We start from the raw sequence: 12726 nt of genomic DNA, 5'->3' as shown, positions 1-12726 counted from the left end.
CTGACGCCGGTAGAGTACCGACGCCAGTTTACCGCCTAGGGTCTTTTTTCAATGTCTACAAAATGGGGTCTTGACCATAGTGGTTCAAGGGCAGTTTTTTTGAAGGAGGGATGGAATAAACCAGGCCCGGATGAACCCCGGGAAGTGCCGCAAGTGTGACCTGCTGTTTGCTTAAGCATGTACAAGCACTATAATTAATAAGCACGGATAGGCTTATCCGCGATGTAAATGCTGAAGAGGAGAAATGAACTTATGACGCACAAAGCGACCTTTGCCGGCGGATGCTTCTGGTGTATGGTCACTCCGTTTGAGGAGCTGCCCGGCATTCACGGCATTGTATCCGGATATATGGGCGGAACGACAGAGAACCCCGTCTATGAAGAGGTAAAAAAGGGCACTACAGGGCATTACGAGGTTGTGCAGATCACGTTTGACCCGAAGCTGTTTCCGTATGAGAAGCTGCTGGAGCTGTACTGGGTGCAAGTCGATCCGACGGACCCGGACGGCCAGTTTCATGACAGGGGACCGCAGTACCGGACGGCCATTTTTTATCATAATGAGCAGCAGCGGGAAGCGGCCGAGCGCTCCAGACAGGAGCTGGCGGCCAGCGGCAGATTTGACAAGCCCATTGTAACGGAAATTTTGCCGGCGGCTGTATTTTATCCTGCGGAAGATTACCATCAGGATTACCATAAGAAGAACACCAAGCATTATAAGGAAGACCGCGAAAAATCGGGACGGGACGAGTTCATCGAGAAGCATTGGCGGGCTTAAGTCCAGAGCCTCTTCCATAGATTTTAAATAAAGCCGAGAGCAGATCCAATGGGTCTGCTTTTTTGTTGCCAAATTCATATCATGTTAACAAAAACATAAAGCTCAATTTACAGAAAGCACCTACACTGATGAAGTGCCTGCGTCCCGTTCTTGTCCTCTGATATTAGGGATTTGCGGGCTGTCATTCGCCGCTTGAAAATGTACATCTACTGCTGCCACTGCAAAGCAGATGTACGGGTACGGCCCTGGATACAAGCGGCATGAAGTGGGGTGAGGTGTAAGCTCGTATGGGCTGCGATTGTCATATAGACAGTTAAAGCTCATATGATGTACAAGCTGTATAGCCTGGAGAGGCTTTTTACAGGCAGATATATTGTAAGCGCATGCCAATATGATGAATAGGAGTTGAATGAATGTACAGCAAGCAAGTCAGAAGAGTCTTCCAGTGGTTGCTCATATTTATGGTGATGATTACCACGACGGTTCCCGCCGGACTGTTCGCAGACCGTGCAGCCGCAGCGGGCGAGGTCATTACGGTAGACCAGGCATTAGAGCGTACTGTTGATGATTCAACGATATCCGTTGAAGGTTATGTGGTTGGCTCTTATGCAAGCACAACCAGTGTCAAGCAGACGGAGCCGTTTGGCGGAGATACCAACATAGCCATCGCGGCCAGTCCCGACGAGACGAATGTGGGCAAGATGATGCCTGTGCAGCTTCCTGCAAGTGTGCGCAGCAGCTTCGGATTACAGTCCAATCCGGGTGTATTCCAGCAGAAAATCCGCATAAGCGATGGCACATTCAGCACTTATTTTAGTACAAAAGGAATCAGGTCGACTGCGTCCACAACCTTTGCATTCGTCGACAGCACACCGGACACGCAGACAGCTCCTGTGAAGGCTACACCGCCATCAGGTCCGGTTCCGGTCAACACGCAGGTGCAGCTGAGCACAGTTACGAATGACGCCTATATTTACTACAGTACTGATTACGGTACTAATGCGCAATTCACACTTTATGATACACCAATTACCGTTACCGGAGATACTTACATTCAAGCGTATGCAGGCAAGGATGGGCTGGAGCCAAGCGGGATTACCAGCTTCCAATACACCATTGCCGATACGACTCCGATCAGCATTACCGATGCCAGAAAGCTGTCTGAAAATTCACCGGTTGCCGTCCGTGGCATTGTAACCTACCGTGAGGTATCCGGCGGTCTGACCAACTATTATATCCAGGACAGTGACGCAGGCATTGTCGTTCGCGCCAGCGAGTCTGCTGTTGAGGTCGGCGACCGCATCGAGGCATACGGCCCGTTAACGGTCTATAACGGCCTGCTTCAGCTGGAAGTGAACAAGAGCGGATTTACCGGCGGATATGTGAAGGTAACTGACCACGCTCAGGAGCTTCCGGCGCCACGCCAGCTGACATCTGCAGATTTTGCACCGGCAAGCGGCGGTGGCAAAGGTCCGGGCGAGCGTTACGAAGGCATGCTTGTCGAGATCAGCCAAGCAGGGATCACCCGCAGCAGCAGCACGACCTTCTATGGTAAAGATACGCACAGCGATCAGGAGATTACGATCTATGCCAAGAATGCTCCAACAGCTCTTGCTGCAGGCAAGACCTATGAGCGGATTACAGGCGTGCTGACCTATAACACAAGCTACGGTCTGGAGCTCCTGCCACGGGATGCATCAGACGTAATCGAGCGCCTGCTGTCTGTGCAGGCCAGTGTTCCGGCCGGTGGGATTGTGAAGGGTGGTTCGGTAGCACTGACCTCACCGAAGGACGGAGCACAAATCTATTACACGCTGAATGGTGAAGTGCCTACCACGCAATCCGCCTTGTATTCTGCACCGATTGTGGTTGAGGAAGATACCACCATCAAAGCAATTGCGGTTATCAATAATGAAATCAGCAGTGTGTACACCTTTGCATACAAAGTGCTTCCTTCATTGGAGGGACTGCGCATCCATGATATCCAGGGAAGCTCCCAAACCTCGCTGTTTAACGGCATGGAGGTCAAGGACGTTGAGGGTATTGTTACCTCCGTATCCGGAAGCACCTTCACTATGCAGGAATATCCGGGTAAAGAGGATGATAACGAGGCCACCTCTGAAGCCATTCAGGTGTATCGCCCGTCACATGGCGTGACTGTAGGTACCCCGGTGAAGGTAAGCGGCCAGGTCAAGGAATACCTGCCGGCTGCCAATGAATTGACAGTTACTCAGATTGTGGCAAGTGACATTCAAAAGGAGAACACAACCGCAGCTTTGCCTGAACCCGTCATTCTGGGGACAGGCGGACGAATCATACCTAATGTAATTGATTCCGATCGTTTGGGTGCGTTCAATCCGGAACAGGATGCCATTGACTTCTTCGAAAGTCTGGAGAGCATGAGAGTAGAGATTGATCAGCCAACGATTGTTGGTCCATATTCAAGTGAGCCCGGACTTGCTGTCGTAGTAGATAACGGGCCTAACAATCCGTTGCGCACGCCGGCAGGCGGTGTCATTCTGCGCGGAGACGGAGCCGCGGAATTTGAGAGCTCCTTGAACCCGCAGCGGATATTTATTAGCAAAAAGCCATCTGGAGCAGTCAAGACCGGTGATAAGCTGAACGACTCTGTCACAGGTGTTATGAACTATTCTTCAGGAAATTTCAAGATTCAGCCGGAGGGCAACCTCCCGGAAGTGATTCCAAGCAGCTTGAGTCAGGCTGTCACAACTATTGAACCGGCTGAAGACAAGCTGACTGTGGCCACATTCAATGTAGAGAACTTTAGCAAGAAGGACGCAGCAAGAGCCCAGAAGATTGCAAATATTATGGTGAACAACCTGAAGCAGCCGGACATTATCGGTGTCATGGAGGTTCAGGACAACGACGGTGATACGAACAGCGGTACAACGGCTGCAGATCAAAGCTTCCAGACGCTGCTTGATGCCATTAAGAATAAGGGTGGAGTCAGCTACAACTATACGGACATTGCACCGGTCAACAATCAGGATGGCGGGGCGCCGGGAGCGAACATCCGGGTTGGCTTCCTGTATAACCCTGCGCGTGTAAGCCTGACGGACAATGCGGTCAAGGGAGACTCCACTACGGCCGTGCAGGTAAATGCGGATGGCAGTCTGTCGCTGAATCCGGGGCGGATTGCACCGGGAGATGAAGCATTCGCCAGCTCCCGTAAGCCCTTGGCAGCAGAATTCTCGTTCAAGGGCGAGCGTGTGGTTGTCATCGCCAACCACTTCAATTCCAAGGGTGGCGACCTGAAGCCATTCGGCAGTGTACAGCCGGTGGTGCGCAGCAGTGAGGTGCAGCGCGCCAAGCAGGCTGCCATCTTGAACGGCTTCGTTAAGCAGCTGGTAGAACGCGATCCCGACGTCAGAGTCGTGGCTCTTGGGGATTTTAATGATTTCCAATTCTCCAAAACATTGAATTTGGTGAAGGGCCAGGAGCTTAGCAATCTGGTGGATCAGCTTCCGGAAAACAAGCGTTACTCCTATATCTATGATGGCAACTCCCAGACACTGGATCATATCCTGACAGATCGCCGGACTGCCAAAACCGCTGCAATCGAGGCTGTTCATGTGAATGCGGATTTCGAGGAAGCACAGGGCCGGGTAAGCGACCATGATCCATTGCTGGCTCAGCTGTCCTTCACGGAGGTTCCTGAGGACGGCGGCTACAAGCTGCGTGTGCTGCATACGAATGACACGCACGCCCATTTGGACAATGTGACGCGCCGTATTACGGCGATTAAGGAGCAGCGCAACGATCATACCCTGCTGTTGGACGCGGGAGACGTGTTCTCGGGTACACTATACTTTAACTTGTTTAATGGACAGGCTGATTTGCGGTTCATGAATCTGGCGGGTTATGACGCGATGACCTTCGGGAATCATGAGTTTGACAAGGGCCCTAGCGTATTGGCTGATTTCATCAAAAAGGCGGAGTTCCCGTTCGTCAGCTCCAATATTGATTTTACGAATGATCCGAGCCTGTCTGGCCTGTACCGCAATGAAATCGGCCAACCAGGTGAGAAGGCCGCGATCTACCCAGCCACCATCAAGGAAGTAAATGGCGAGAAGATCGGTATTTTCGGCTTGACGACACCAGACACTGCAGCACTGTCTTCACCGGGGGATCATATCGTATTCCGCAATCAGGTGGCCAGTGCAAATGCGACTGTAGAAATGCTTAAAGGTGAGGGCATTAACAAGATTATCGCAGTCTCGCATCTGGGCTACACTGTAGACCTGGAGCTTGCGAAGGCTGTACAGGGTATTGATATTATTGTAGGCGGTCATTCGCATACGAAGCTGTCTGCGCCTGTGGTGGTGAATGATCAAGCCGAGCCGACGCTGATCGTACAGACAGGAGAATACAACCAATCCTTGGGAGAGTTGGATGCAACCTTTAATGAAGAGGGCATACTGCAAAGCTGGGAGGGTTCCCTGCTGAATCTGGATCAGAAGGATGCTTCCGGAGCCTATGTCTACCCGGATGACCCGGAGGCAGCGGCGATCCTGTCGGAATATTCCCCTCAGCTTGATGATTTCAAGAGAACCGTTGTGGGCCGCACAGAGGTGCTTCTCGACGGAGAACGCGGAAATGTGCGCAAGCGGGAGACCAATCTGGGCAACCTGATGACTGACGGCATGCTTGCGAAAGTCAAAAGCATCGTACAGGCGGATGATGTGAAAGGGTACGTAGCCATCCAGAATGGTGGAGGTATCCGGGCATCCCTGCCTCAAGGAGATATTACGCTGGGCGGACTGCTGACGATGATGCCATTCGGCAACAATCTCACAGCGCTCAAGATGACAGGCAAGGAAATTACAGCAGCTCTGGAAAATGGCGTCAGCGGGGTTGAATCCGGTGAAGGCCGCTTCCCGCAAGTATCAGGACTTCGCTTCTATTATGATTCGACCAAGCCAGGGGAGAAGATTGACGCTACTACCGGACAGGTTACACAGGTTGGCGAACGTGTTCGGAGAGTCCAGATCAAGAATGCTGACGGAACCTATAGTGATATTGATCCAAATGCATATTATATCGTTGCTGCGAATTCGTTCATGGCCGATGGCGGTGATTTCTATCGCTCCATGAAGGCAGCCAAGGCGGATAAACGTCATTATGAATTGAATCTCGTTGATTATGAGGTATTCCTTGAGCACCTGCAGCGAGTGGGTGTAGTGAAGCAAGGAGTGGAAGAACGGATTATCGATCTCAAGGGTGCTGCCCTCCCTGGCAGCGGCTCCAGTGGCGGCGGCTCTGGCGGCAGTTCCGGTGGAAGCTCTGGTGGAGGAAGCACAACCACGCCGGCCAAGCCAACGAATCCAGACACAACCACTCCAGTGACACCGACAACTCCGGAGTCGCCAAGTGGCACAACGGCACCGCCGGCAGCCAGCATCAACTTCTCCGACACAGCTAATCACTGGGCGAGAGAGGCGATTCAGAAGGCTGTAGCTCTTGGGATTGTTAATGGCTATGAAAATGGCGAGTTCCGTCCTAACGCGGCTGCAAGCCGTGCTGAATTTGTAGTGATGCTGGCACGCGCGCTGGGCCTTGAGACCGGCAGCAATGAGCTATCCTTCAAGGATGCAGGCAAAATTCCAGTCTGGTCAAGTTCTTACGTGGCACAAGCTGTACAACTGGGTATAATTAGCGGATATGAGGATGGAACCTTCCGTCCGTCTGCGAAAATGAACAGAACAGAAATGACTGTGATGATGGTAAGGGCGCTCGGGTTGACCGTTGACCCGGCTGCGAAGCCAACTTTCGCCGATGCCGCCCGGATTCCGGCATGGGCCGCGCCGTATGTGGCGGCTGCTGCCAAGGCAGGCCTGGTGCAGGGTGCAGGCAAAAATCAATTTAATCCGCTGGCTGAAGCAACCCGTGCTGAAGTAACGACTTTGCTCTTGAACGCCCTTGAGGCACGGCAAGTGCAATAAGTTGCGGAAGATACCACTTTATCAAATTGACAGGATTGCACACAAGCATCACATGCTTGCGGGTGCAATCCTGTTTCTTTTTAATTTTTTTACGCAACTTTCGCAGCAAGAAGTCGGCAAACAGGCCTTGATGTAACTGGGTAAAACGGGGATCCACTGCTGGAGTTGACGCTGAATCATCAGACAGCTTTTTTCTAGCTTTCTTGGAAGAAAGGGATTCGCCCCGCTCAGAGTCTCGTATCCAGAGTGAGAGGGGGTCTATAGGGTATGGTATCTGGTATCTGGTGCCCGTTACCTGATGCCTGTTGCCTCTCCATGCAGCTTTTCATGATTATCCCTTTTGCTCAGACTCTCGGTCAGTTTCACATCACCTAAACGCTCTGCTTTCTCCTAAGATCGCCTCATCATCTCGAACCGATCTGCTTCCTCATAAGGCACGATCAAAACATAATAGACCCATTCGATGGCCCTGAATAGCGTAACAACAGGCATTTTCGTGCCTCACTTGATCCGTTATTTTCTTTAACGTGCCTAAAGTATATTTTCGGTTCCCGGTTTTCTGGTTTTCTTTGCCTGATCCAAGGGGATAATCGTGCAAGCTCCCGAGCAGCGAGTTCATATGCCTTGCCATGATCGGCTGGCGGCTTGACTGTCAAGCTTTAACTTTCGCAGCATGAAATTGGCAAACTTGCACGGAGGGGATTCGAATTCCTCAGAACCCAGCAGCGGACTTCGCGTAATATTTTATGACATAAATGAAATTATAAAGCAAAAAATCAGCGAAAAATCATTTTTTTATTGACAATGAAAAGAATAAAAATTAACATCGTCAATAAGAAAAACATCTATCGACGTACATTCACAGAAGCCAGACCGCGTTTAGCGGTAATTTTTCTTGCGATTATAGAAATGTTCAGAAGCTTCCAAAAAGAGGGGGTAGACCATGATTCAGTCGTTCGACCGGGCGATGCAGATTATCCAGCTGCTGACCTCTGATTCCAAAAGAAGCTATTGGCCCATTTCGGATATTTCCGACCGGCTAGGTCTGCCGCTCAGCACGACCCATCGCTTGATTGCCTCATTGATGAAGCATGAGCTGGTCAGCCAGACTGCTGACACGAAGCACTATACCGTCGGCCCCCGCTGGATGGAAATCGGTTTGCGCCAGCTCGAGCAAGTGGATTTGCGCACCGCTGCGCGGCCCATTATGGAGAGGCTTGCCGAAGAAGTTAAGGAAAGCGTTTATTTAAGCATTCCAAGCGGGCTTTATGCGATCCTGATTGAGCGTATCGACAGCCCCTCGAGTTTGAAGGTCATCGATACTTTGGGAGTGCGCATAGATATGCATATCGGAGCACCGAACAAAACGATGCTCGCCTCCATGCCCCCTGCCGAGGCGGAGGACATTCTGTCCGTTCTTATTGCTGATCCTGCCGAACGCAGTAAATTATTAAACAGGCTGCCGGAAATCAGGGAAGCAGGCTTCTGTGTCAGCTACAGCGAACGAACGGAGGGGACGGCTTCTGTCGCCGCTCCAATAATCGGTTTCGGGCAAAAGGTGGCCGGATCACTCAGCATCGGCGTCCCGAAAGGCGAAATCCCCCAGGACAGACTGGACTATCTCAGCAAAATGGTTATCAGCACGGCCAGAGAAATCTCGGCCAGAATGGGCGGTTTGCAGACCGCCATTTATTGAATGTTATTTTCGGAAAGTGTTTCCGCAATACGGAAAAAGTATTAAAAAAGTGCTTTAAATGTTTCCTGTACAAGGCTACAACAATCTATCAATTTCTACTTTCTCTGCTCTAGTTGCACTAATATACCGCGTACTTTTTTATCCTTTCATGACTGCTTTTCAGCAGTGATCCATACTTCAAGTGAGTGATCCCAACCCACCTTGGAACAACCTCCAAATTGTGTTTTCAGACATTCAATTCCCACACCATGAGCAAACGAGTACAACTGAACAACATTTTTCGCAAGAACCGCCGCAGAGCTTTCTTTTAAGCGGTATGCGCGGTTCAGCCGCAAGGAGTGGAGAAGATGACAAAATGGTCAACACCGGACCAGCTTACCCGCCTGCTTGCCGACCTTGTCCGCATCCCCAGCATTACCGGCAGTCTGGCCGAAAGGGAATTCCCTGTTTTGCTGGCGGAACGGATCCGGGAGCTGGCTTATTTTCAGACCAGGCCTGATTTGGTGCAAACCCACCTGCTGGATGACGGGAACAGCGTACTGACCGCTTTGGTTCACTCAGAAAAAGCTGCCGGAGATACGGTGGTGCTGCTCAGCCATTTTGATGTGGTGGATGTGGAGGACTACGGCGAGCTAGCCGGGCAGGCGTTTGACATTGAAGCGCTGACGGAGCACTTTCGGACTCATCCCGGACTGCTTCCTGAAGAGGTCAGGGAGGATCTTGCCAGTGGAGACTGGGTGTTCGGACGGGGAGTCATGGATATGAAATGCGGGCTCGTTCTGCAGCTGTCGCTTCTGGAGAGGGCATCTCTCGGGGAATTTGAAGGCAATATTCTGCTGCTGGCCGTTCCGGATGAAGAGGTCAATTCGAGCGGCATGAGGGCGGCGGTAAGCATACTGGCGCGCATTGCACAACTTCATGGCTTGAATTACAAGCTGTTTTTAAATTCGGAGCCGATGCTTTTTCAGAATGAGGAAGATCAAAACCGGTATATATATACTGGTACGATCGGCAAGGTGCTCCCCGGATTTCTGTGCTTCGGCAAGGAAACACATGTCGGCGAGTCGATGGCGGGCCTGAACGGCAATTTCATGGCTTCCCAAATCACCTGCGAAATCGAGCTGAATACGGAGTTTTGCGAAATGGTGGATGATGAAGCGACCTCGCCGCCAACCAATCTGATCCAGCGCGGACTCAAAAAGGAATATTCAGTGCAGACACCTTTTCGCGCGGTGACGCTTTTTAACCTGCTTACGATGAACAAGACGGCTGATGAAGTGAAGAAGCCGCTGCTGGCGGCCGCCAAACGGGCGGCACTGCGCATGGAGCAGGCCTACGCGCAAAATACGGAGTACGTCTTGTCCCATGGCGGGATAGCCATCAAGGACTTGAAGATCCGAACGCTGACGTATGATGAGCTGTATGACTATGCCTGCCGTACGAAAGGGAAGGAACGGGTGGCGCAGCTCATGGATCGCATCACGGCGGGCAGAGGAACAGCAGACGACCGGGATGTGGCCATCATGCTCACGGATGAACTTGCACTGCTCTGTAAAGAGCTGGCGCCGATGATTGTCTTGTTTTTCGCCCCGCCTTATTATCCGGCCGTCTGCTCCAGCAGCATTCCGTTCGTCAGGCAGGTTGTGAAGGATTTACAGGCTTTTGCGAGGAGGGAATGCGGGGTGAAGCTCACAACCAGGCACTATATGCCGGGGATTACCGATCTGAGCTATACCGGCGCTGCGGATACGGCATCCCTGCAAGCCCTGACCCGATGCATGCCGAATTGGGGGCGCGGATACAGCATCCCGATCGAAGATTTGAAGCTTATTTCCGCCCCGGTGCTTAATGTAGGGCCTGTCGGAAAAGACGCGCATAAATGGACAGAACGCCTAGACCGCGCTTATGCCTTCGGGACGCTTGCACAACTGCTTCCGGAAGTTGTTCATGCCGCCTTCCGCACATCCGCAGAGACAGCCGGGGATGCGTATGCTAACTTCCGCTAACCAGGGTCTGCCTTTTGTGCCAGTACATCGTTAGATGTTTGTTATCCCCATTGCTCTATATATTCAGAGAAAGGAGGATGCAGAAATGGAGATCATGAGAAATACCTTGCTTTACCTGTCGAAGAATCGTACGGCCAATCGGATGGCGAAATTGCATGGGCTTCGATTGGGGGCTGAGCGCTTCGTGGCGGGTGAGACACTTGCAGCCGCCATTGAGAAGGTAAGAGAGCTGAACGCGGAAGGCATTGAGGCGACCCTGGACCATCTGGGCGAATTCGTGGAGGGCAGGGAGGAGGCGGAAGAGGCTGCGCGGGAGGTTGTAAATGCCGTGAGAGGCATCGCCGACTCCGGTATACGCTCCAATGTGTCGGTCAAGCTGACTCAGCTCGGGCTTGATTTGTCCGAGGATGAATGCCTGGCCAATATGCGGAGCATTGTCGGGGAAGCCAAGCTTCATGGCGGATTTGTACGCATCGACATGGAGGACTATGCCCATAATGAGCCAGCAATCCGCATATTCGAACAGCTTCATGGCGAATACGGGGGCCAGCATGTAGGACTTGTGCTGCAGGCCTATCTGCGGAAGACGGAGGATGACATGAAGCGGCTGGAGCATCTTGCTCCCAATTATAGGCTGGTCAAGGGAGCATACAAGGAGCCGCCGGAAGTCGCCTATCCGGAAAAGAGCGAGGTGGACGAAAACTTTATCCGTCTCATTCATATTCAGTTGGAACGTGGACACTATGCCGCTGTAGCCACCCATGATGACCGCATTATAGAACACGTTAAAGCCTTCACTGCCGAAAAGGCAATCCCGCGCGATGCCTTCGAGTTTCAGATGCTCTACGGCATCCGTCCCCAGCTGCAGCGCGAGCTGGCGCGTGAGGGCTACAGGATGAGGGTGTATGTGCCATACGGCATCGATTGGTACGGATATTTTATGAGAAGACTGGCGGAACGGCCGGAAAATGTAAGCTTTGTGCTGAAATCGATGTTTAAACGATAATTCTGAGCTGGTGTGGCGGTCAACATTTCAAAAAAACGCAATGCCTTTAAGACGGTAAAAGGAATGAGGTGCCTGATGTCTACAATGGAATCCATTATGGAGCAGACAGAGCGTCTGGGGGCGCATAATTATCATCCGCTGCCGATTGTGATTGCGGAGGCGGAGGGGGTATGGGTGACCGATCCGGCGGGGAAGCGGTATATGGATATGCTAAGCGGTTACTCCGCCTTGAACCAGGGCCACCGCCATCCGCGGATCATCGAGGCGCTGAAACGCCAGGCGGACCGGGTTACGCTGACTTCGCGGGCTTTCTATAACGAGCCGCTGGCAGAACTGCTGGAACTGCTGACCAGGCTTACCGGCAAAGAGATGATTTTGCCGATGAACACGGGCGCCGAAGCGGTGGAGACAGCCATCAAAGCAGCCCGGCGCTGGGGATACCGGGTGAAGGGAATTGCTGAAAACAAGGCGGAGATCATCGTGTGTGCAGGCAACTTCCACGGCAGGACACTGACCGTCACCTCGTTCTCTTCAGAGTCCGCATACCGCGCGGAGTTCGGTCCGTTTACGCCAGGATTCCGCATCATTCCGTACGGTGACATTGAAGCGCTGAAGCAGGCGATAAATCCAAACACGGCTGCTTTTCTGCTGGAGCCCATTCAGGGAGAAGCGGGAATTGTCATTCCGCCGGATGGATACCTGCAGCAGGCCCGCAGTCTGTGCACCGAACATGGCGTGCTGCTCATGGCGGATGAAATCCAGACCGGCTTCGGCCGGACGGGGCGGCGGTTTGCCTGTGACTGGGAGGGAGTTGTGCCGGACATGTACATTTTGGGCAAGGCGCTGGGCGGCGGTGTGCTGCCGGTGTCTGCGGTTGCCGCAGACCGCAGCATTCTTGGCCTGTTTGAACCGGGCTCGCACGGCTCCACCTTCGGCGGCAACCCGCTGGCAAGCGCTGTCGCCGTGGCTGCCCTGCAGGTCATTGAAGAGGAAAAGCTGGCTGAACGCTCCCGGCGGCTGGGCGCAAGGCTGCTTGAGCGCCTGCAAAGGCTGGAGCATCCAGATATTGTACAGATTCGCGGGCGCGGGCTGTTTATCGCCATCGAGGCTGCAGGCCCGGCAAGGCCTTACTGCGAAAGGCTGCAGCAGGAGGGGCTGCTCTGCAAAGAGACGCATGAGCATGTCATCCGGTTGGCTCCGCCGCTGATCATTTCCGAGCAGGAGCTGGATTGGGCGGCCGAAAGGCTCGAGCGGGTATTCCAAAATTAAATAATTTAGGAA

At 52.6% G+C, this 12726-nt stretch carries 6 protein-coding genes; all 6 read left to right on the top strand.

All coding sequences use genetic code 11. The annotated features are described in order from the left end of the window. Window positions 1–252 precede the first annotated feature (252 nt). The 6 genes from msrA (at window position 253) to ACE5KN_RS30450 (ending at window position 12714) form a co-directional block, all read left to right on the top strand. Window positions 253–774: a peptide-methionine (S)-S-oxide reductase MsrA gene (gene msrA, locus ACE5KN_RS30475; RefSeq protein WP_375528559.1), complete on the top strand. Its 522-nt coding sequence runs from the start codon at window positions 253–255 to the stop codon at window positions 772–774. A gap of 413 nt (window positions 775–1187) precedes the next feature. Next, window positions 1188–6737 carry an S-layer homology domain-containing protein gene (locus ACE5KN_RS30470; protein WP_375528560.1) on the top strand — a complete coding sequence of 1850 codons (5550 nt, stop codon included), beginning with the start codon at window positions 1188–1190 and terminating at the stop codon, window positions 6735–6737. A gap of 943 nt (window positions 6738–7680) precedes the next feature. Beyond that, the gene (locus ACE5KN_RS30465; protein ID WP_375528561.1) at window positions 7681–8433 is read left to right on the top strand and encodes an IclR family transcriptional regulator; all 753 of its coding nucleotides are present in this window, start codon (window positions 7681–7683) and stop codon (window positions 8431–8433) included. Window positions 8434–8780: 347 nt separating this feature from the next. Beyond that, window positions 8781–10439 carry a M20/M25/M40 family metallo-hydrolase gene (locus tag ACE5KN_RS30460; RefSeq protein WP_375528562.1) on the top strand — a complete coding sequence of 553 codons (1659 nt, stop codon included), beginning with the start codon at window positions 8781–8783 and terminating at the stop codon, window positions 10437–10439. 85 nt (window positions 10440–10524) lie between these two features. After that, entirely contained in the window at window positions 10525–11445 is a 921-nt protein-coding gene (locus ACE5KN_RS30455; protein WP_375528563.1) for a proline dehydrogenase family protein, read from the top strand. Window positions 11446–11520: 75 nt separating this feature from the next. Beyond that, window positions 11521–12714: an ornithine--oxo-acid transaminase gene (locus tag ACE5KN_RS30450; protein WP_375528564.1), complete on the top strand. Its 1194-nt coding sequence runs from the start codon at window positions 11521–11523 to the stop codon at window positions 12712–12714. Window positions 12715–12726: the final 12 nt, after the last annotated feature.

The organism is Paenibacillus terreus (assembly GCF_042138595.1).
GTDB lineage: Bacteria > Bacillota > Bacilli > Paenibacillales > Paenibacillaceae > Paenibacillus > Paenibacillus terreus.
Note: the sequence above shows the minus strand (reverse complement) of the source record. Positions and strands in the feature narration are given on the sequence as shown.